The sequence below is a fragment of the Pseudomonas sp. KBS0710 genome, from assembly GCF_005938045.2.
Lineage (GTDB): Bacteria > Pseudomonadota > Gammaproteobacteria > Pseudomonadales > Pseudomonadaceae > Aquipseudomonas.
Genome location: NZ_VCCF02000001.1, coordinates 5,677,001 through 5,697,435, shown reverse-complemented (window position 1 = coordinate 5,697,435; position 20,435 = coordinate 5,677,001). Strand labels below are relative to the sequence as shown.

Below are 20,435 nucleotides of genomic sequence, written 5' to 3'. Positions count from 1 at the left end.
TTCCCGGTAGAAGGATTTACGGCGATGCGGTTTTTTGTCTTGGTGGCGGCTTTGTTTTTGTCGGCGTCGGCTTTTGCTCAGTTCACCCCGCAAGCGGTGTCGATGCCCAAGCCGACCTACCCATCCAACCTGATTGGCATCCAGGGACACGCGCGCATCAGTTTGAATATCCATAACGACGGCTCGGTCAGTGATGTCAAAGCGCTCAGTGCTACTAAGCCGGCTTTTGGCGAAGCCGCCGTAGCCGCAGCCACGCTGTGGCGCTTTAAACCCTGGGAGGTGAGCGCAGACCAACCCGCCCATGTCGTGGCGCAAAACGACATGGTCTTCACGCCTACACAGTCCAGCAAAGAAAGCGTCCAGCTGAGCTTTACTCAAACCACCTATCAATCCTGCAGCGCCTTGAACGAAGAAGTCAGCCAGTTCCAGCGTGAGCATCCCAACCGTCCTCTGATCGACATGAAGAGCTTTGCCATCACCCGAGTCGCGGTGATGTTCCCGGCATTGAGCGGCAAAAAGGACTACTACGAGGGGCTGTCCAAGGCGGACGACTTTGAGAAAGCCCTGCCGGAAATCGTGCGCAAGTGCCAGGCCAATCCCAAAGCCGCTTTCGCCGACTTCCTGCCACGCGGCACCAAGCTCTACCTGTAAAGCCTGCTAGGATTGCGTGCAATTCACTCCCCACTGATCACGAGTGCTTGGCATGCAACTACCGGACATGAACCTGCTGGTCGCCCTCGACGCTTTGCTCGACGAGGGCAGTGTGGTCGGCGCGGCGCGGCGGATGAACCTTAGCCCGGCGGCCATGAGCCGCACGCTCACACGAATTCGCGAGGCGGTGGGCGACCCGATCCTGGTGCGTGCCGGTCGCGGCCTGGTGCCGACGCCCAAGGCTTTGCAGCTGCAAGGCCAGGTGCGCAACGTGGTGGAACAGGCGGCGTTGTTGTTTCGTTCGGCGGACCAGGTAGACCTCAGCACCTTGCGCCGCCGCTTCAGCGTAAGGGCCAACGACTTTTTTGTCGGCGTGTACGGAGGTCGGCTGTTCGACACCATGGAGCGCATGGCACCGCTGTGCGAGCTGTGCTTTGTGCCCGAAGGGGATACCGACGACGACGCGCTGCGCGAAGGGCGCCTGGACCTGCGCGTGAGCAATACGTTGCCGGCCAGCCCGGAGGTGAAGGTACAGAATTTGTTTTCCACCACCTTCGTCGGTTTGGCGCGGCAAGATCATCCGCTGTTCGACGAAGAAATCACCGCCGCACGGTTTGCCAGTTATTCCCATATCAGCATTTCGCGACGCGGCATCGCCCGCGGGCCGATTGATACTGCGCTGAACGCCCAAGGCCTGGAGCGCCGCGTGGCCATGATCGCCCCGGGCTTTCACGGCGCGATGTTCATGCTGCCCGATTCCGATCTACTGCTGCCGGTGCCAAAGGAAGCGTTGCTGAGCGCCAACCGCCTGAACCTGCCATTGCGCGCCTTCCCGTTGCCTATCTCCTTGCCAACCTTGGTATTGGCCCAATCCTGGCACCCACGCTTCGACAAAGACCCGGCCCACAAATGGCTGCGCGAGACCATGCGCGAGAGCTGCCATGCCACCTGGCTCGAAGCCCAGCCCAGCTGAGATGCACTCGATCAATGTGGGAGCTGGCTTGCCTGCGATTGCGGTGGGTCAGGCAATGAATCCCAAACAGTCAGACCGCCATCGCAGGCAAGCCAGCTCCCACATTAGATCTAAGTCATCCCAGCGATTGCGTCTGGCGCACTTATAAGCTTCCAATAAGTAACTTTTTTGTCATGTATGCGCCCCCTTAAACTGCTCGGGTATTTCTAATCCCGAGTTGCGCGTTCATGACATCCCTCGCTGCCCCCGCTCTCCAGGCTGCAGCCAAACCTACTGCCCTGAGCCCACCTGTGTTCGGCCCGCGCATCATCATCGGCCTGGTCGGCGTGCTGCTGGCGGTGCTGGTCTCTGGTCTCAATGAGATGGTCACCAAGGTAGCCCTCGCCGATATTCGCGGTGCGCTGTTCATCGGCTTTGACGAAGGCACCTGGCTGGTTGCGGCCTACACGGCCACCTCCGTGGCAGCCATGGCCTTTGCACCGTGGTGTTCGGTGACCTTTTCCCTGCGTCGCTTCACCCTGTGCGCTATCGGGCTGTTCACCCTGCTGGGCATCCTGTGCCCGTTTGCGCCGAACTACGAAAGCCTGTTGGTGCTGCGCACCGTGCAAGGCCTGGCCGGCGGTGCGCTGCCGCCCATGCTGATGACCGTGGCGCTGCGTTTCCTGCCGGCCAACGTCAAGCTCTACGGCCTGGCTGGTTATGCGCTCACCGCCACGTTCGGCCCGAGCCTGGGCACGCCGCTGGCGGCGTTGTGGACCGAATACGTCGGCTGGCAATGGGCGTTTTGGCAAATCGTCGGGCCGTGCCTGCTGGCGATGGTCGCGGTGGCTTACGGCTTGCCGCAAGACCCGCTGCGCCTGGAGCGCTTCAAGCAGTTTAACTGGCGCGGCCTGCTGCTGGGTTTTCCGGCGATCTGCATGCTGGTGATCGGCCTGTTGCAGGGCAATCGCCTGGACTGGTTCGAGTCGGGCCTGATCACCTTTTTGCTGATCGGCGGTGGCGTGTTGCTGGTGCTGTTCATGCTCAATGAATGGTCGCAGCCTGTGCCGTTTTTCAAGTTGCAGATGCTCGGCCTGCGCAACCTGGCGTTCGCCCTGATCGTACTGGCGGGCGTGCTGATGGTGCTGACCTCGGTGATCATCATCCCCTCGAGCTTTCTCGCCCAGGTGCAGGGTTACCGGCCACTGCAAACCGCGCCGGTAATGCTGTTGATGGCGTTGCCGCAATTGATTGCGCTGCCGCTGGTGGCGGCGCTGTGCAACCTGCGTTGGGTCGACTGCCGCTGGGTGCTGGGGATGGGTTTGAGCATGCTGGTGCTGTGCTGCATCGGCAGTTCGCACCTCACCTCGGCGTGGATACGCGACGATTTTTATGGCTGGTACCTGCTGCAGATTTTCGGCCAACCCATGGCCGTATTGCCGCTGCTGATGCTCTCTACCGGCAGCATCCAGCCGATGGACGGGCCGTTTGCCTCGGCCTGGTTCAACACCGTCAAAGGCCTCGCGGCGGTCATCGCCACGGCCGTGCTGGACACGCTGACCACCCAACGTGAGCACTTCCACTCGACCATGCTCGTGGATCACCTGGGCAACTCGCCCCTGGCCGACGGCGACGCGCCGGGCCTGGCGCAGCGCCTGCACCAGCAGGCGGTAGTGCTGACCTCTTCGGACCTCTATTACGTCATGGCCGGTGTCGCGGTGGCGTTGATCCTGCTGATTTTCTGGATGCCCACGCGGATCTTTCCGCCTCGCGCACCCATCTAGCCTCAAGGACTTCTCATGAAACGCAAAGACAAAATTGCCGTCTCCGTTATTGCTGTGTTTGCCGTCGGCGTACTGGTGTATCTGGTCGCGCCGGGCGTGCTGGGCAGCAAGCGCCAGACCACCAACGACGCCTTCGTCGCCGCCGACTTCACGCTGGTGGCGCCGCGCGTGGCCGGCTTCATCAAGGAAGTGCTGGTGGAAGACAACCAGCGCGTCAAGGCTGGCCAATTGTTGGCGTTGATCGACGACCGCGATTTTCGTGCTGCCGCCCAGGCTGCCGACGCCGACACCTTGGTCGCCCAGGCCCAACTGAAGAACGCCACCGCAACCCTGGAGCGCCAAAGCTCGGTGATCGCCCAGGCTCAGGCCACCGTCGCGGCCGACCGTGCCGAAGTGGCATTCGCCGAGCACGAACTGAACCGCTACAACCACCTCGCCGGCGTGGGCGCAGGCACCGTGCAGAACGCCCAGCAAGCCAAGACGCGTATCGACCAGGCCACCGCAAACCTGGCCAAAGCCACGGCCGTGCTGGCGGCTGAACGCAAGCAAGTGGAAATCCTCACCGCCCAGCGTGACGCTGCCGACGGTGGGCTCAAACGCGCCCAGGCCGCGTTGGAAATGGCCAGCTACCAGCTGTCCTACACACGCATTGTCGCGCCGGTGGATGGCATGGTCGGTGAACGTGCCGTGCGCGTCGGCGCCTATGTGACGCCCGGCAGCAAGATCCTGGCGGTCGTGCCGTTGGCCGAGGCCTATGTGGTGGCCAATTTCCAGGAGACCCAACTGTCGCATATGCATGCCGGCCAAGCCGTAGAACTCAGCGTCGACAGCCTCGACGGCGAATTGCTCAAGGGCCATCTGGAGAGCCTGGCGCCTGCCACCGGCGTGACCTTTGCGTCGGTCCGGCCAGACAACGCCACCGGTAATTTCACCAAGGTGGTACAGCGCATTCCGGTGAAGATCATCCTGGAGCCGAACCAGCCCCATATTGAACGCCTGCGCGTGGGTATGTCGGTAGAAGCCAGTGTCGACACTCAGGCTGTCGCGCAGTCGCGTGAGGTGGCCCAACAATGAAACAATTGGCCTGGCTCACCTTGAGCCTTATCAGCCTGAGCGCCTGCACGGTCGGCCCGGATTTCCAGCGGCCTCAAGGCCCGCAAGTCACCCAGTGGCGCGAACCCCAGGGCCGTCAGGCGCAGAGCCGTGCGGTGAGCGACCCTTTGCAGGAGCGTTGGTGGGACGTGTTCCACGATGCAGAGCTCTCGGCCCTCACACGCCGTGCGCTCACCGATAACCTCGACCTGAAACTGGCCAGCAGCCGCCTGCAACAAAGCCGCGCGGTGCGTCAGGTGACCACTGCCGAGCGTTATCCCAACGTCAACGCCACCGGTGATTATCTGCGCCAGCGCAACAGCGGCAAAGGTTTGAGCGACCCGTCCAACCGCAATGGTCACTCGGCCTACAACCAGTGGGACATGGGCTTCTCCGCCGCCTGGGAGCTGGACTTCTGGGGCCGCGTCAAACGCGAAACCGAGGCCGCCGACGCCACCCTGCAAGTCGCTGAAGATGACCGTCGCGCCGTGTTGCTGTCAGTCCTCGCCGAGACCGCCCAGGACTACATCCAACTGCGCGGTGTGCAGAACACCCGCGCCGTCACCGAGCAAAACCTCGACGTCGCCCGCCACAGCCTCAAGCTCTCGCAACTGCGCCTGGCCGACGGCGTGGCCACCGACCTGGACGTGGCTGAAGCCGCCGCCCAGGTTGCCGCCATCGAAGCGCGTTTGCCGGACTTGCAGCAGCGTCAGGACCAACTGATCAATGCTCTGAGCCTGTTGATGGGCGAGCCGCCGCAAGCGCTGCATGCGCAATTGTCCAAGGACGCCGCCGTGCCGCAAACCCCGCGCCAGGTCGCCATCGGCCTGCCGTCGGAACTGGCCGAACGCCGGCCCGATATTCGCCAGGCCGAAGCGCGCCTGCATGCGGCCACCGCCAGTATTGGCGTGGCCAAAGGTGATTTTTACCCGCGTATCACCTTGTCCGGCAGCCTCGGTTCCCAGGCCCTGCAACTCTCGGATTTCGGCTCCTGGGGCTCGCGCGCGTTTGCCTTCGGCCCGCAGTTCAGCCTGCCGTTGTTCAATGGCGGGCGCCTGCAAGGCATGTTGAATTTGCGTGAAGCCCAGCAACAGGAAGCGGCGCTGGCGTACCAGCAAACCGTACTGCGTGCCTGGCATGAGATTGATGACCAACTGACCCGCTACAACGCCAGCCAACTGCGCCGCGACAGCCTCGCCGAAGCGGTGCGCCAGAACCAGATCGCGTTGAGCACCGCACAACAGCAGTACGTCGAAGGCGTGGTGGACTTCGTCAACGTGCTCACCGTGCAAAGCGCGCTGCTGGCCACGCAGGAGCAGTGGGTAGAAAGCTCCACCGGCGTGTCGCTGGCGATGGTGGGGCTGTACAAGGCGTTGGGCGGTGGCTGGGAGTCGGTGTATCCGTTGCAGACCGCCGAGCGCTGAGCAATAAAGAGTTTTGTCAGTCGCGAAATAAGATGTAATGATAATTGCTCTCAATAACACTCTGAGCTTTTCATGAGCATCGCGACTGACGGCCAGCAACATCTTCACCTCCTGTACCGCGACCATCACGGCTGGCTGCAAGGCTGGCTGCGCAAGCGTCTGGGCGACCGCGAGCATGCCGCCGACATCGCCCAGGACACGTTCCTGCGCCTGTTGGTGTCGGGGCGTTTCCCCGGTGACAAGGAAAGCCGCAGCTATTTGGCGCAGATTGCGCGCAACTTGGTGATCGACCAATGGCGGCGCCTGCGTATCGAGCGCGCCTACTTGGAAAGCATCGCGCACCTGCCGGAGCCTGAATCGCCGTCGCTGGAAACCCGCGCGCTGATCCTAGAGACCCTGATGCAGATCGATGCGATGCTCGACCGCATGCCCGATAACGTGCGCCGAGCGTTCCTGCTGTCGCAGTTCGAAGGCCTGAGCTACGCGCAGATCGCCGAACGCCTGGGCGTTACCGTCAGCTCGGTGCAGAAGTACATGACCCGCGCCATCGTCGCGTGCTACCAAGTGGTTTACGAAGAATGAGGCACGATGCGCCCATCGCCCCGGCCATTGTCGAACAAGCCAGTGAGTGGCTCATGCTGCAATGGAGCGGCCAGTTGCACGGCGAACAGCATCAGGCATTCGCCAGGTGGCAGGCGGCCGACCCGGAACATCGCCGCGCCTGGCAACGTTTGCAGCACTTGCAAAAAACCCTTGGCGGCGTGCCGGCCGACAGTGCTCGCGCCGTGTTGCGCGATACACCCGACACCCAGCGCCGCGCCGCGCTCAAGCTGCTCGGCGTGCTGCTGGTGGCCGGCGGCAGTGGTTACCTGGTGCAACGCAGCGAACCCTGGCAGGCCGCTTTTGCTGAGTACCGCACCACCACGGGCGAGATTCGCCACGTGACCTTAAGCGACGGCACGCAGTTGGACCTCAACAGCAACAGCGCCGTGGACCTGCGTTTCAGCGCCAGCGAGCGGCGTATCCGCCTGATCCGTGGCGAGATCCTGCTGACCAGCGGCCACGACCCGGTGCGACCCTTGATCGTTGAAACGCCGGCGGGCGATGTGCAAGCGCTGGGCACCCGGTTTGCCGTACGCGAGCTGGCGGATGGCAGCCGTGTCGACCTGTATGAAGGCCGCGTGCGTGTCACCCCATTGCACGGCACAGCGGTGCAAATAAGTGCCGGTGACAGCCTGTGGTTTAACGCTCGCCAAAGCTCGGCGCTGCCTGCGGTGAGCCTGAACGCCAGCAGTTGGACCGAACATCGCCTGATCGCCGAACGCCAACCGCTGGGTGAGTTCGTGGCGCAGTTGAGCCGTTACCGTCCGGGCTTGTTGCGCTGCGACCAGGCGGTGGCCGGTTTGCTGTTGACCGGTGTGTTTCCGCTTGACGATACCGACGCAATCCTGGCGGCGTTGGAACGTTCGCTGCCGGTGCAAGTGCAGGCAGTGACGCGTTATTGGGTGACGATAAAGTCACGCGTCTGAAAATAGTTTGCTCAGGCCTTGTCGGTTTTCTCGGCCCGTTCGGGATACCTCTTGAAAGCCAATCAAGAAGCGTTCTCACGGGGAGTCCAGCAATGCCGCACCACCCAATCCAACCCTTGGCCCGCGCCCTGCGCCGTGGCTTGTTTGTAAGCCTGTTGGCGACAGTGCCGATGCTGCCGAGCCAGGTTCAAGCCGAACAAGGCACCGAAGCGCTGCGCGCCTACGATATCCCGGCGAGCAGCCTCGACCAGGCGTTGAACCGCTTCGCCAGTGCGTCGGGAATTCTGCTGTCGGTCGACGCAACGCTCACCGAAGGCAAGCGCAGTGCGGGGCTGCAAGGCCGTTATGCGGTCGGTTCCGGGTTGGAGCGCCTGCTGGCGGGCAGCGGTTTGGTTGCGGTGCAATCCCAGGGCGGCTGGTCGTTGCAGGCGATGGCCCAAGGCGGGCCGTTGCAGCTAGGCGCCACGCAGATCAGCGGCCAGCAAGTGCAGGAAAGTGCTTGGGGGCCGGTGGACGGCATCGTCGCTACGCGCAGTGCGTCCGGCAGCAAGACCGATTCGGCGTTGGTGGAAATCCCGCAGACGATCAACGTTATTTCCGCTGCCGAAATCAAGGCGCGCGGCGCGCAAAGCGTCACCCAGGCCTTGCTCTACACGCCGGGCATGAGCGTGGGTGGCTTTGCTGACCGGGTCAAGTTGTTCGACGAGCCGACCTCACGGGGCTTCTCGCCCACGCCGTTGTACCTCGACGGTTTGCACCTGCCCTACGGCGGCGGTAGCACCGGTGGTGCATTGCAGATCGAGCCCTATGGCGTGGAGCGCATCGAAGTGCTCAAAGGGCCGGCCTCGGTGCTGTATGGCCAGAACCAGCCGGGCGGCATCGTCAATATGGTCAGTAAGCGCCCCAGCGAAACGCCGATTCATCAAGTGGTGCTGGAAGCCGGTACGTATGAACACAAAAGTGCGGCCATCGACCTGAGTGGCCCGCTGGATGAACAGGGCCAGTTTCTCTACCGCCTGACCGGCTTGGCCAATGACGGCCAGGACGAAATCAACTATGTCGAAAACAAACGCCAGTTCATCGCCCCCAGCCTCACCTGGCGCCCCAACGACGACACCAGCCTGACGCTGTTCGCCCAGTACCAAAAAGACAAAGGCGTGCCCGAAGCCCAAGGCCTGCCGGCGTCCGGCACGTTGTGGGCCAACCCCAACGGCAAGATCAAGCGCGACCTGTTCCTCGGCGAGCCAGGCGTCAACCAGTACAACCGCGAGCAGTATGTGCTGGGCTACGAGGTTTCCCACCGCCTCAACGACACCTGGACACTCAAGCAAAACGCGCGCTATGCCGAGGTCGATGACCGCTACACCGCGCCGTTGCACGGCTACCGTTTTGTTCCCAACCCGGCCACCGGCGTGCAAGACCAACGCTACCTGCAACGCTTCGGCGTGGACTGGGCGCAGAACAACAAAGTGTTCGGAGTGGACAGCATTGCCCAGGCTGAATTCGACACGGGCGCGCTGTCCCACACCGTTATCCTTGGTCTGGATTACTACCACTCCAATTCACTGTTTCACGGGCAATATGACCGCAACCCGCCGATCATCGACCTGTTCAAACCGGTCTACGGCCAGCGCCTGAATTTCGGTCAACCCTACCGTTGGGACCGCACCATCACCCAGACCGGCCTGTATGCGCAGGACCAGATCAAACTGGATAAATGGGTGCTGGTGCTGGGCGGGCGCTATGACTGGGCCAGCGTGGTGAATAAAGAACCGTTGCAGAACACCCGCTTTGCCAGCAAGGACCAGGCGTTCACTGGCCGTGCGGGCCTGGTGTACCTGTTCGATAACGGTGTGTCGCCCTTTGTCAGCTACTCGGAATCCTTCTTGCCGCTGGCGGGCACCGATGCCAACCGCAAGCCGTTCGAACCTTCCACCGGCAAACAATATGAAGCCGGCGTGAAGTACCAGCCGCCCGGCCAGAAAAGTTTCGTACAGGCTTCCGTCTACCAGCTGGACCAGAAAAACGTGCTGACCACCAACCCGGTGGACACCACCTTCAGCACCCAAAGCGGCGCCATGCGCTCACGGGGGGTTGAACTGGAAGCCAAGGCGGTTCTCAGCGATGCGTGGGACATCGTCGCTTCGGCCTCGCGCAACGACATCAAATACACCAAGGACAACGACGGCCGCCAAGGTCGCCACCCCGCAGGCATTTCACCGCTCACCGCCTCGATGTGGGTCAACTACACCGTGCTCGGCGACACGCCGCTGGCCGGCCTCGGCGCAGGCCTGGGCGTGCGCTATGCTCGCCAAAGCCTGGGTGACTATTACGAAGGCGCCTTCAGCGTGCCGTCCTACAGCGTCTACGACGCCAGCCTGAGCTACGACCTGGGCGCCTCGCCGCTGAAACTCAAAGGCGTGAAACTGGCAATGAACGTGCAGAACCTCACCAACAAAACCTACGTGTCGCAGTGCACCAGTGACCTGGATTGTTATTACGGGGAAGGGCGTACGGTGGTGTCCAGCTTGACGTATGACTGGTAAACACTGATGTTCGGGAGCCGGGTATCCGGCTCCATGCTGTCAACGGTTCTGCAAAAACACCACATACCCCCTGAACCATTCACTCCCTTTCAAATACCCCGGCTCTTCCCACACGCCGCCTTGAATCAGCCCCACCTTGAACGGCAGCCCCAGCCGGTTCATCCGTGGCAAATACGCCGCGTAATCCGGGATGCTGTGGCGACCCTGGTAGGTCTGTACCACCACTTCATCGACCACGCCTTTGAGCTGGGCGATGGCGGCTGGGTCGGCGTTGCTGCTCCAATCCATAAGCCCCGTGATGCTCAACTTCATCTCAACGGGCAGGCGTTGGCGCAGGTCGCGCAGGAAGCCGGTGTATTCGTGCAGGTACTGGGTGCGGGCGTCGAAATCGATCTGGATGCCGACCACCGGGTTGCCCGCATCGCGCCAGCGTTGCACCTGGCCGAGCAGTTGGGTGTAGACCCGTTCGGGCCAGTGCAGGGTGTGGGCGCGGTACACCACCCAGACCTCGCCTTGGGTGATGCGCGGTACGCTGATGCCTTGGGCGATAAACTGCACACCCCGTTGCGGCGCGCGGCGGGTGGAGTTGATCTGGCCCTGGAGGATGTACAGGGTTTTCGCCTGTTTGAGCACCGGCTGCGGCGTGACCCCGCTCCACAGCCAGAAGGCGTCGTAGTCGCGGGCGTCAACGCCGGCAAAGGCCGGGCTTGCCAGGAGCAGCAAGCCTAGCCACAGGTGCTTCACCAGTAGTACTTCAGCGACTGCGCCCACTCGGTGTCGGCGAACCCGGTTTTGAGCTGGCGGAACCAGCCTTTACGCACGGATTTATCCACATCTACACCGCCGCAACCGTTATAGCCGGCCCGTGCATAGCAGTTAATCGCACGGAACAGCGCGTAGGCCTTGTCGTTGTGCGGCGCCTTGGGGTTGGCGATGACCTGGCGATAACCGTCGAGGCGCGAGAAGGTCTCGCCCTTGAACAACGAGGCGGAGCTGCCCAGGCTGCCGGCGGCGCGCACTTGGTCCAATGGCATGCCATCGAGGTTGTTGCGCAGGATGAACTCACCCAGGCAGTTCAGGCCCTTGGGGTTTTTCCCATCGGCCTGCAGGGTGCTGGCGACTTGCGCAATGCTCGGGCAGGCGTAGCCGGATTCGGCTTTATCACCGTTCCACTGGAACAACTGCAGCGAGCGGCCATCGCCATAGACATAGCCCAGGCTGGTGCCGAGTTTGTCGGCGGGCGCCGATGCCGGCAGTTGCTTGAGGTCGTCGGCGAAGGTGGCGTACTGGCCGCGCATCAGGTCTTTGTACAGCAGCACAAACTGGGCGGTGGCACGTTCGACCGGGTCGCTGGCCTGGCTGATCTGCTGGCGCAGCAGGTCCTGGCCTGCGATGTTGCGCAGCAAGATGTAGCGCACCTGCTTGGCGCTGATCGGCGAATCGCTGGCGAACACGTTGGCCAATTGGTCATTGCGCTCGTAGTTCATCGCCAGCGCCAGTTCCAGCTGGTCACGCTGCAAGGGTTGCTTGGCGAGGGGCAGCAGCTTCAGCCACAGCGCTTGCGCGCCTTGCCAATCCTTCTTGGCTTCCAGGGCAAGGCCACGCAGGGTTTGCTGGCTGAAGGCGAAATAGTCGAGGCTGGCGGGCACCTCCTGAGGCAGCAGTTTCAAGGTGCTGTCGGGCTGGTGTTCTACGTACAGCGCAAACGCCGCCTGTACGTAGTCGTACAGCGCAGGCTCCTGGGCAAACACCTTTTTTTGCGCGTCCAGGGCGGCGCGGCTCAACTGGGGCGGGTTGCCGGCGCGCATCCACATCAAGTCGTTGACGGCCAGCATCAGTGGGTTGGCCGAAGGTTTTTGGGTGGCGCTCAGCAGCTTGTTGTCGGCCTCCTGCACCAGCTCGTCCAGCGACACATTGCGCTGTTTGGCGCTCAACTGCGCGGCCAGGTCGTTGGCCAATTTGTCGGTATCGCCCGCCAGCCAATGCACCCGGCGCAGCAGGCCCTGGGCAGAGACGGCGTAGTCGCCCTGTGGATAGGTTTTCAGGTACAGGTTGAAGCTGGTGTCGGCATTCGCCAGCACCGATTTATCCACATGCTCCAGTTGCGGCATGCCGTATTCGTCGAAGGCGTTTTCCTGGGCCTGGTTCAACTCGGTACGGGCGATCATGTAGAACGCGGCTTCTTTGACCCACGGCAGGCTGCCGGCGGCGGCGGCGACAAAACCGCGCTGCGCATCGCCGAAACGGCCACTGTAGAAGTCACCGGCGGCTTGCAGGTAAGTGCGCAGCTCGCGGCCTGCGGTGGACTGGATCTGCTCCGGGTCGCCCAGGCTTGCGCCGTCCCAGGTGCAGGCGCCGAGCATCTGTACACGCCCCTTGGCCAGCAGCTGGCGCTCCGCTTCGGGCACGTCGGCTTTAACCACTTGGCTGATAAACGCCGTGGCGCTGCTTTCATCATTGCTGCGGCAGCGGCTGCCTTCGCCGCTCAGGAAGGCGTCACCCGCCGCTTTGTCGCCTTCACGCTGAATGCCCAGTGGCGCAAGCAACTCGTCGAGTTTGCTGGGTGCGGGTGCCTCGTCGGTTTTTTCGCTGGCGGCGTCGGCTACCGGGGTCAGGCGGTACACCGGGAACGGCACCGGGCCGAAGCCTTCTTCCAGGTCCGTCTCGCCCAGTGCGTTGGGCGTCAGCGGTGCCACCTGTTTATCCGCCAGCAACAGGCGCAGGTTGACCCGGCTGTCATTGCCCGGGCTCAGGAAGGGCAGGTTGCTGCAGCCTTCAAGGCTGTCGCGTGAGACCCGCCAGTCGGGGTAACACGAGTCATCGCCGCTGGCCTGGGCCTGGAAGGAAAGGCCGGCGAGCAATGCCAGGGCCAGTGGTGACAGAAAACCGATGCGCATGACGTGTCCTTGATCCTGAGTCCTTTGAAGGACGCAATAATAGCGTGATCTGACAAATGCTTCGGTGAAGGCCTACACAAATCGCCGATTTGTCCGATTCCAGCAGCGAATAAAGGGTTTTTGTCCTAGAGTGGCGGTCATTCAGGCGCAGGGCTTTTTAGCCGGCCGGAAAAGGCAATGGTAGGGGAATCGAGGTGCGACGGTCTGTGGTGGAGCAAGATGAAAAGGTGGCGGCATTGTCCGCATTTGATCGCGTCACGAGCCGCTGGGACGTTGCCGGCTGGATGAGTCGTCTGTGGTGGGTGCCGATCCTGGTACTGGCCGTCGCCCTGCGTTTTTACAACCTGACGTCCGCCGCAATCTGGGGTGACGAAGGCTCCAGCCTGCTGCTCAGCGAATACGCTGCCGCTGACCTGTGGTTTCACGCCGCCCACGATGTCCACCCACCGCTGTACTTTTTTATGCTGCGTGGCTGGATCGAGCTGTTCGGTGACAGTATCTGGTCGATTCGCAGCATGAGTGCGATCCCCGGTGCGATGGCCGTGGGCCTGGGCATCTGGTTGACGCGGCAACTGACTACCCGGCGTGCCGCCGTACTCGCGGGGATCCTGCTTGCATTGCTACCCACGGCGGTGCGCTACAGCCAGGAAGTGCGCATGTATTCGCTGTTGGGCGTGTGGCTGCTGGGTGCCACGCTGGCGCTGGTGTATTGGGTGCGCCAACCAGAGCGCACGCGCTATCTGGTGGCGTATGTCGTGCTGATGAGCGCCGGTTTCTATACCCATTATTTCACTGCCTTGTGTGTGCTGGTGCACTGGGCGTATCTGGCGTTGCTGAGTTCAGCCCAGTCGCCCGGCCAACGTTTGCTCACGCGCCCTGCGTGGTGGGTGGCCAATGCTGCGATCGTCGTGGTGTACCTGCCGTGGTTGCCGAATTTGCTTGGCTTGGTGCAACACGTCGAACAACTGAAAGTGGGCGGGGACATCGGCTGGGAAGACCCGGTCAACCTGTTCTCACTGCCGTCGATGATCTGGCAATTCATTGTCCAGGACGAGGGCATCGGCTTATGGGCACCGTTGTACTGGTTGGTGCCGTTGCTGCTGATTGCGGTGGTGGGCATCACCGCCTGGCAGGACCGCGAACGCTATCGCCCGGCCAGCCTGCTGGCGCTGTTTTTCCTGCTGCCGCTGCTGCTGGTGTTCGCGGTTTCGTTCGTTTCGCCGGTGTTTATCGAGCGTTACCTGACGGTGTACGCCCTGGGTTTGCCCATCTTGGTGGCGCTGGCCATTGATCGCCTGCCGGCACGCTGGTCATGGCTGGGCGTCGCGTTGTTCGTGCTGTTTGCAGGTGTGGAGTTGATGGGGCTCAAAAACAACTTCACCGTCGATGAACATGACCAGTTCAACGTGCCCGTGGAGTTCGTCAATCGTAATTACCAGGAAGACGACCGCATCGTTCTCAGCGACATGCTGTGGTACCTCAGCTATGTGTATTACGACCAGACCGACGCCCAATTGCAGCTCTACACGCCGCCCAAACCCGACGGCACGCCGACCCGCCCGAACGCCTACGGTTTCGGCACATTGGTCGATCAGGACGGCGGGCGCATTTACCTCGACCGCCTGTCGGCATTGCCTGCCGATACCCGCCGCGTCTGGCTGATCAGCAGCAACGAAGCGCCGGATGAATTCGCGCCCTTACCTGAAGGCTGGCGTGAGTTGAGCCGTCAGGATGGCGGTGGTGCCAGGGCGCGATTGTTCGTGCTGTGCAACGGGGCGCAGCCGCAACCTGAAAGCTGCCGCTAGACTCAGTTAAATCTTCTTTGCCTGGAGTTCGCCATGGAGTCGCCTGTGCACAGCTTGCCGTCACTGTTCAAACAGCTCGGGCTGCCGGATGACCCGGTCAGTATTGAGAAGTTTGTGGCAGTGCATTCGCCGCTTAAACCGGATCTGAAATTGGCAGATGCCTTTTTCTGGAATGCCAGCCAGAAAGCATTTTTGCGCGAAGAAATTATCGACGATGCGGATTGGGCTGAGGTGGTGGATGAGCTGAATCTGTTGTTGCGGGGTGGGCGCGGGGTGTAAGGGCCGATCGTTCCCACGCAGAGCGTGGGAACGATCAAAAAATCCAGCGCCGCCTGGACGCTCAGGCCGAACAGCCAGTCTGAGGCCAACACGGGTCCAAAATGTGGGAGCGGGCTTGCTCGCGAAGGCGGTGGATCAGTCGATGCAGATGTCGACTGTTAGTCCGCTTTCGCGAGCAAGCCCGCTCCCACATTTGATCTGCTGTGTTGCAACGACTGCTGAAAATCCAACGCCTGCCCTGAAACCCGCTTTACTTATTTTCACCTGCCCACCACCCATCACAAAAGTGTTTCAAAACTTGACGGCTTTGGATCCATCCACCATATTGATAGTTAGCAAACTAACTGTATGCGAACAATCCAGTGTCCCAAACCCTCGAACAACTCCATATGAACCTCAGCAGCAGCATGGTGGTGGGCGCCCGTAACTGGCGCAAAATCTGCCAGACCACGCTGGTGAGCTACGGTATTTCCGAAGCCTGTGCCGTGCCGTTGCTGATGATCGGCCGCTTGGGCGACGGTGTGCACCAAGTGAAAGTGGCCCAGGCCTCCGGCATGGAAAGCCCGTCGTTGGTGCGCCTGCTTGATCGTCTGTGCCATGACGGTTACGTATGCCGCACCGAAGACGTCCACGACCGTCGCGCCAAGGCCTTGAGCCTTACCGAGCGCGGCCGTGAGCTGGTGCAGGCGGTGGAAGTGCAACTGGTGCGCCTGCGCCAGGAAGTGCTGGCCGACATCGCCCACGGCGACCTTGAAGCGGCGTTGCGTGTACTGCGGGCCTTCGAGGCGGCTGAGGCGAACTCTTGAACGGATTTTTTACCGGCATGCCGCCGGCCCGCGACTGGTTCTACGGCGTGCGCACCTTTGCCGCGTCGATGATCGCCCTGTACATCGCCATGCTCATGCAAATGCCGCGTCCGTATTGGGCGATGGCCACGGTGTATATCGTCTCCAGTCCGTTTGTCGGCCCTACCAGCTCCAAAGCGTTGTACCGCGCTGTCGGCACCTTTATGGGCGCGGCGGCGGCGGTGTTTTTTGTGCCGATGTTTATTCAGACGCCATATTTGCTGGTGGTGATCATTGCGCTGTGGACCGGCACCTTGCTGTTTTTGTCTTTGCACCTGCGTACTGCCAACAGCTATGCGCTGATGCTGGCCGGCTACACCTTGCCGCTGATTGCCTTGCCGGTGGTGGATAACCCGCTGGCCGTGTGGGATGTGGCCGAGGCGCGTACCGAAGAAATCTTCCTCGGCATTGCCGTTGCGGCCATTGTCGGCGCGATGTTCTGGCCACGGCGCCTGATGCCGGTGTTCGACGGCTCGGTGGCCAAGTGGTTTGCCGATGCCCAGGTCTACAGCCAGCGCTTTCTGACCCGAAACGTTGCGCCCGAAGAAATCAGCACTTTGCGCGGCGGCATGGTCGCCACCTTCAACACCCTGGAATTGATGATCGGCCAGTTGCCCCACGAAGGCGCACGGCCGCAGACGGTGCGCAATACCAAGGAACTGCGTGGGCGCATGATCCATCTGCTGCCGGTGATCGACGCGCTGGACGATGCGATCTACGCGATCGAACACCGCGCCCCGGAGTTTCTCGACCGGTTCACGCCGTTGCTGCAAGAAGCCAACGCCTGGCTGGATAGCACCACCGAGCAAGCACCCCTGGAACGCTGGCGCGTGTTGCGCGACAAGATCGACGCCGCGCAACCTCAGGGCGAAGCGCTGGACGATCGCCACACGCTGCTGTTTTCCAATGCCCTGTACCGCCTCGGCGAGTGGGTCGACCTGTGGCAAGACTGCCGCAGCCTGCAAGCCGCCATCCAGTGCGAAAGCCAGGACACCTGGCGCGCCGTGTACCGCCACTGGCGCCTGGGCCGGCTCACGCCGTTCCTCGACCGTGGCCTGATGTTCTACTCGGCGTTTTCCACCGTTACCGCGATCATCGTCGCCTCGGTACTGTGGATATTGCTGGGCTGGACCGATGGCGGCAGCGCGGTGATCCTCGCCGCCGTGGCCTGCAGCTTTTTCGCCTCCATGGACGACCCCGCGCCGCAGATTTACCGGTTCTTTTTCTGGACCGCGATGTCGGTGCTGTTCGCCAGCCTGTACCTGTTTCTGGTGCTGCCCAACCTGCACGATTTTCCGATGCTGGTGTTGGCATTTGCTGTGCCGTTTATCTGCATCGGCACCCTCACGGTGCAGCCGCGTTTCTACCTCGGCATGCTGCTGACACTGGTGAACACCTCGTCGTTTATCAGCATCCAGGGCGCCTACGACGCGGACTTCCTCAACTTCGCCAACGTCAACCTGGCCGGTCCGGTGGGCTTGCTGTTCGCCTTTGTGTGGACGCTGATCGCACGGCCTTTCGGCGCTGAATTGGCGGCCAAACGCCTGACCCGCTTCAGCTGGCGCGACATCGTCACGCTCACCGAGCCTGCGACCCTGGCCGAACACCGGCACATGGCCGCGCAAATGCTCGACCGCCTGATGCAGCACCTGCCGCGCCTGGCCCTGATCGGCCAGGACACCGGCAGCGCCCTGCGTGACTTGCGTGTGGCGCTCAACCTGCTCGACCTGCTGGCCTACTCGCCACGCATCTACGGCGTGCCACGGGTGCTGCTTAACCAAGTGGTCGAAGGCGTGGGCGGTTACTTCAAAGCCTGCCTCAAGGCGGGTGAACGCTTGCCCGCGCCCAGTGGTCTGCTGATGACCCTCGACCGCACCCGTCGCGCCCTCAACGGCCAGGGCAAGCAAGACGAAGAAGACACCCGCCTGCATCTGCTGCATGCACTGGCCGGCCTGCGCCTGTCGTTGCTGCCGGGCGTGGAATTTATCGACGGCACCGAGCGGGAAGCGCCGTTACCTGATGGAGCGCCTTTATGATCGGTGATCTGGATATCAGCGGGGTGTTCCTGCCCACGCTGCTGGTGCTGATGGGCATTACGTATGTGTTGTTTCTGGTGGTGCACGGGCTGTTGACGCGCATTCACTTCTATCGCCTGGTCTGGCACCGGGCATTGTTCAATGTGGGGCTCTACGCGCTGTTACTGGGCGCCGTGGACTCACTCAGTCGATACCTCATGACATGAAAAAACCTTTTTTGACCATCGGCCGTGTCGTCCTGACGTTATTGGTAGTGACCTTCGCTGTCGTCGTTGTGTGGCGCATGGTCATGTATTACATGTTTGCACCCTGGACCCGTGACGGGCATATCCGTGCCGACATCGTGCAGATCGCCCCGGACGTGTCCGGGTTGATCCAGCAAGTCGACGTGCGCGACAACCAGTTGGTGACCAAGGGCCAGGTGCTGTTCGCCGTCGACCAGGACCGTTTCAAGCTGGCCCTGCGCCAAGCCCAGGCCGCCGTGGCCGACCGCCAGGAAACCCTGGCCCAGGCCAGCCGCGAGTACAAGCGTAACCGTGGCCTGGGCAACCTGGTGCCGAGCGAGCAGCTGGAAGAAAGCCAGTCGCGCGTGGCCCGTGCCCAATCGGCCCTGGCCGAGGCGCAAGTGAGCGTGGACGCTGCCCAACTGAACCTCGACCGCTCGGTGATCCGCAGCCCTGTGGACGGCTACGTCAACGACCGTGCACCGCGCAATCAGGAGTTCGTCACCGCCGGGCGCCCGGTGCTGTCGGTGGTGGACAGCAATTCCTTCCACATCGACGGCTACTTTGAAGAGACCAAGCTCGACGGCATCCATGTCGGCATGGCCGTGGATATTCGCGTGATCGGCGACAACGCCCGTCTGCGCGGCCATGTGCAGAGCATCGTCGCCGGTATCGAAGACCGCGACCGCACCAGCGGCTCCAACCTGCTGCCTAACGTCAACCCGGCGTTCAGCTGGGTGCGCCTGGCCCAACGGATTCCGGTGCGTATTGCCTTTGATGATGTGCCGGCAGATTTCCGCATGATCGCCGGGCGCACGGCCACAGTGTCGATCATCGGCGATAAGGTCAAAGACGGAGAAAAACCATGAAGCAGCTGCTGGCAACCGCTGCGCTGGGTTTGCTGCTGTCGGCCTGCCAGGCGGTAGGCCCGGATTACAAGCTGCCGGAAACGTCCGCCATCAACCGTGGCGACCTGCAAGGGCAGCTCGCGGGCGAGGGCAACAACGTGGTGTCGGCGCCGGTGCCGGCCGATTGGTGGAAGCTCTACAACGACCCGCGCCTGGACGAATTGGTGCGCCAGGCCATGGCCTCCAACACCGATTTGCGCGTGGCCGCCGCCAATCTGCAACGCGCGCGTTTCCAAACCCAAGAGGCTGAATCCGCAGGCGGTTGGAGTGCCGGCGCCAAGGCGGAAGCCCAGCGCCTGCAAGAGTCGGGCGAAGCGTTTTTGCTGACGGAAAAAGTCCCGGTGGCCAACATCGGCAGCGCCAGCATCAGCACCTCCTACCAGTTTGACCTGTTCGGCACCTTGCAGCGCGGCATAGAAAGCGCCCAGGCCAGCACCGACGCCGCCCAGGCCGCCGCTGATATTGCGCGCATTACCCTGGTGGCGGACGTGGTGCGTTCCTACACCCAAGTGTGTGCGGCCAACGAAGAACTGGCGATTGCCAACGAGTCCCTCGACCTGCAAGGCCAGAGCACCCAGCTCACCCAGCGCCTGCGCGACGCCGGGCGTGGTGACGAAACCCAGGTGACCCGCTCGCAAACCCAATACAAATCCTTGCGTGCCGAGATCCCGCGCTATCAAGCATCCCGCCAGGCGGGCCTGTTCCGCTTGTCGATGTTGCTGGCCAAGCCGGTGGACCAACTGCCAGCGGGCACCGGCACCTGCGCCGAGCTGCCGCACATCGCCCAATTGCTGCCCGTGGGCGACGGCGCTGCGCTGCTCAAGCGCCGCCCCGACGTGCGCCAGGCCGAACGCCAACTGGCGGCGGCCACCGCGCGTATCGGCGTGGCCACTGGCGCGCTGTACCCGGACATCAGCATCGGCGCCACAGTGGGCACGGTCGGCATTCTTGACGACCTCGGCACCCCAGCGACCAATCGCTGGGGCTTTGGCCCGCTGATCAGCTGGACGGTGCCGACCAACGGCGCTCGCGCACGTATCCACGAAGCCGAAGCCGCGACCCAGGGCGCCCTGGCGCACTTTGACGGCGTGGTGCTCAATGCCATCCGCGAAACCCAGACCGGCCTTGCGCAATACACCGCTCAACTGCAACGCCGCGACGCCCTGGCCGATGCTGGCGCGTCCGCCAAGGAAGCCTCGGAGCAGACGCACCGCTTCTTCCAGGCCGGCCGCGCCTCGTTCCTGGCCGACTTGCAGGCCACGCGCACCTACACCGATGTGCGCGCGCAGCTGGCGGCAGCCAACACGCAAGTTGCCATGAGCCAGATCGATCTGTTCCTGGCGCTGGGCGGCGGTTGGGAAAGCGGACGAACGCAGGCGTCACAACCCGGCAAACCCTGAGCGAAAAGCTATGCTTTGACAGGCGGGCCACCGTGATGGCTCGCAGGTCAAAGTTCGCGTTTG

At 62.5% G+C, this 20,435-nt stretch carries 17 protein-coding genes; 15 read left to right on the top strand and 2 right to left on the bottom strand.

All coding sequences use genetic code 11. The features are described from left to right. Positions 1–24 precede the first annotated feature (24 nt). The 8 genes from FFI16_RS26005 (at position 25) to FFI16_RS25970 (ending at position 9,978) form a co-directional block, all read left to right on the top strand. Positions 25–651 (top strand): TonB family protein, encoded by a 627-nt coding sequence (locus FFI16_RS26005; protein WP_138817394.1) that lies wholly within the window; start codon positions 25–27, stop codon positions 649–651. A 52-nt stretch (positions 652–703) separates the two neighbouring features. After that, positions 704–1,624, top strand: a complete 921-nt coding sequence (locus FFI16_RS26000; protein ID WP_017136615.1) for a LysR family transcriptional regulator — start codon at positions 704–706, stop codon at positions 1,622–1,624. Between the two features lie 227 nt (positions 1,625–1,851). After that, complete coding sequence (locus FFI16_RS25995; RefSeq protein WP_138817393.1) at positions 1,852–3,387, top strand: MFS transporter; 1,536 nt, start codon at positions 1,852–1,854, stop codon at positions 3,385–3,387. Between the two features lie 15 nt (positions 3,388–3,402). Then, positions 3,403–4,461, top strand: coding sequence for an HlyD family secretion protein (locus FFI16_RS25990; RefSeq protein ID WP_138817392.1), 1,059 nt, complete (start codon positions 3,403–3,405; stop codon positions 4,459–4,461). Next, positions 4,458–5,903: an efflux transporter outer membrane subunit gene (locus FFI16_RS25985; protein ID WP_138817391.1), complete on the top strand. Its 1,446-nt coding sequence runs from the start codon at positions 4,458–4,460 to the stop codon at positions 5,901–5,903. The genes FFI16_RS25990 and FFI16_RS25985 overlap by 4 nt, the downstream gene beginning before the upstream one ends. Positions 5,904–5,975: 72 nt before the next feature. Then, positions 5,976–6,485, top strand: coding sequence for a sigma-70 family RNA polymerase sigma factor (locus FFI16_RS25980; RefSeq protein ID WP_138817390.1), 510 nt, complete (start codon positions 5,976–5,978; stop codon positions 6,483–6,485). Then, on the top strand, positions 6,482–7,432 hold the full coding sequence (locus FFI16_RS25975; protein ID WP_138817389.1) for a FecR domain-containing protein: 951 nt from the start codon (positions 6,482–6,484) through the stop codon (positions 7,430–7,432). Before FFI16_RS25980 ends, FFI16_RS25975 begins: the two co-directional genes overlap by 4 nt. Positions 7,433–7,524: 92 nt before the next feature. Then, entirely contained in the window at positions 7,525–9,978 is a 2,454-nt protein-coding gene (locus tag FFI16_RS25970; protein ID WP_138817388.1) for a TonB-dependent siderophore receptor, read from the top strand. 39 nt (positions 9,979–10,017) lie between these two features. On the opposite strand, the gene FFI16_RS25965 is transcribed toward FFI16_RS25970, so the two are convergent. Together FFI16_RS25965 and FFI16_RS25960 are read right to left on the bottom strand one after the other, a co-directional pair. Continuing rightward, positions 10,018–10,722, bottom strand: coding sequence for a DUF3142 domain-containing protein (locus tag FFI16_RS25965; RefSeq protein WP_138817387.1), 705 nt, complete (start codon positions 10,720–10,722; stop codon positions 10,018–10,020). Then, positions 10,719–12,875, bottom strand: coding sequence for an outer membrane assembly lipoprotein YfiO (locus FFI16_RS25960; RefSeq protein ID WP_138817386.1), 2,157 nt, complete (start codon positions 12,873–12,875; stop codon positions 10,719–10,721). The genes FFI16_RS25965 and FFI16_RS25960 overlap by 4 nt, the downstream gene beginning before the upstream one ends. Positions 12,876–13,069: 194 nt before the next feature. Here FFI16_RS25960 and FFI16_RS25955 point away from each other — a divergent pair, with 194 nt between their 5' ends. From FFI16_RS25955 to FFI16_RS25925, 7 genes are all read left to right on the top strand, one after another. Next, a complete protein-coding gene (locus tag FFI16_RS25955) occupies positions 13,070–14,680 on the top strand; it encodes a glycosyltransferase family 39 protein (protein ID WP_138817385.1) in 1,611 nt (536 codons plus the stop codon). Between the two features lie 33 nt (positions 14,681–14,713). Beyond that, a complete protein-coding gene (locus FFI16_RS25950; protein ID WP_138817384.1) occupies positions 14,714–14,959 on the top strand; it encodes a DUF2789 domain-containing protein in 246 nt (81 codons plus the stop codon). A 389-nt stretch (positions 14,960–15,348) separates the two neighbouring features. Continuing rightward, positions 15,349–15,765 carry a MarR family winged helix-turn-helix transcriptional regulator gene (locus tag FFI16_RS25945; RefSeq protein ID WP_138817383.1) on the top strand — a complete coding sequence of 139 codons (417 nt, stop codon included), beginning with the start codon at positions 15,349–15,351 and terminating at the stop codon, positions 15,763–15,765. Beyond that, entirely contained in the window at positions 15,762–17,840 is a 2,079-nt protein-coding gene (locus tag FFI16_RS25940) for an FUSC family protein (protein ID WP_138817382.1), read from the top strand. The genes FFI16_RS25945 and FFI16_RS25940 overlap by 4 nt, the downstream gene beginning before the upstream one ends. Further along, complete coding sequence (locus FFI16_RS25935; RefSeq protein WP_016969155.1) at positions 17,837–18,046, top strand: DUF1656 domain-containing protein; 210 nt, start codon at positions 17,837–17,839, stop codon at positions 18,044–18,046. Before FFI16_RS25940 ends, FFI16_RS25935 begins: the two co-directional genes overlap by 4 nt. Next, positions 18,043–18,933 (top strand): efflux RND transporter periplasmic adaptor subunit, encoded by an 891-nt coding sequence (locus tag FFI16_RS25930; RefSeq protein WP_138817381.1) that lies wholly within the window; start codon positions 18,043–18,045, stop codon positions 18,931–18,933. The genes FFI16_RS25935 and FFI16_RS25930 overlap by 4 nt, the downstream gene beginning before the upstream one ends. Next, positions 18,930–20,372, top strand: coding sequence for an efflux transporter outer membrane subunit (locus FFI16_RS25925; RefSeq protein ID WP_138817380.1), 1,443 nt, complete (start codon positions 18,930–18,932; stop codon positions 20,370–20,372). The genes FFI16_RS25930 and FFI16_RS25925 overlap by 4 nt, the downstream gene beginning before the upstream one ends. The last annotated feature ends 63 nt before the right edge of the window (positions 20,373–20,435 follow it).

Excerpts from the sequence above, each read along its gene's own strand:
- FFI16_RS25960 (WP_138817386.1), bottom strand. The coding sequence starts at position 12,875 with ATGCGCATCGGTTTTCTGTCACCACTGGCCCTGGCATTGCTCGCCGGC.
- FFI16_RS25995 (WP_138817393.1), top strand. The coding sequence starts at position 1,852 with ATGACATCCCTCGCTGCCCCCGCTCTCCAGGCTGCAGCCAAACCTACT.
- FFI16_RS26000 (WP_017136615.1), top strand. The coding sequence starts at position 704 with ATGCAACTACCGGACATGAACCTGCTGGTCGCCCTCGACGCTTTGCTC.
- FFI16_RS25990 (WP_138817392.1), top strand. The coding sequence starts at position 3,403 with ATGAAACGCAAAGACAAAATTGCCGTCTCCGTTATTGCTGTGTTTGCC.
- FFI16_RS25935 (WP_016969155.1), top strand. The coding sequence starts at position 17,837 with ATGATCGGTGATCTGGATATCAGCGGGGTGTTCCTGCCCACGCTGCTG.
- FFI16_RS25925 (WP_138817380.1), top strand. The coding sequence starts at position 18,930 with ATGAAGCAGCTGCTGGCAACCGCTGCGCTGGGTTTGCTGCTGTCGGCC.
- FFI16_RS25970 (WP_138817388.1), top strand. The coding sequence starts at position 7,525 with ATGCCGCACCACCCAATCCAACCCTTGGCCCGCGCCCTGCGCCGTGGC.
- FFI16_RS26005 (WP_138817394.1), top strand. The coding sequence starts at position 25 with ATGCGGTTTTTTGTCTTGGTGGCGGCTTTGTTTTTGTCGGCGTCGGCT.
- FFI16_RS25975 (WP_138817389.1), top strand. The coding sequence starts at position 6,482 with ATGAGGCACGATGCGCCCATCGCCCCGGCCATTGTCGAACAAGCCAGT.
- FFI16_RS25980 (WP_138817390.1), top strand. The coding sequence starts at position 5,976 with ATGAGCATCGCGACTGACGGCCAGCAACATCTTCACCTCCTGTACCGC.
- FFI16_RS25930 (WP_138817381.1), top strand. The coding sequence starts at position 18,043 with ATGAAAAAACCTTTTTTGACCATCGGCCGTGTCGTCCTGACGTTATTG.
- FFI16_RS25985 (WP_138817391.1), top strand. The coding sequence starts at position 4,458 with ATGAAACAATTGGCCTGGCTCACCTTGAGCCTTATCAGCCTGAGCGCC.
- FFI16_RS25950 (WP_138817384.1), top strand. The coding sequence starts at position 14,714 with ATGGAGTCGCCTGTGCACAGCTTGCCGTCACTGTTCAAACAGCTCGGG.
- FFI16_RS25945 (WP_138817383.1), top strand. The coding sequence starts at position 15,349 with ATGAACCTCAGCAGCAGCATGGTGGTGGGCGCCCGTAACTGGCGCAAA.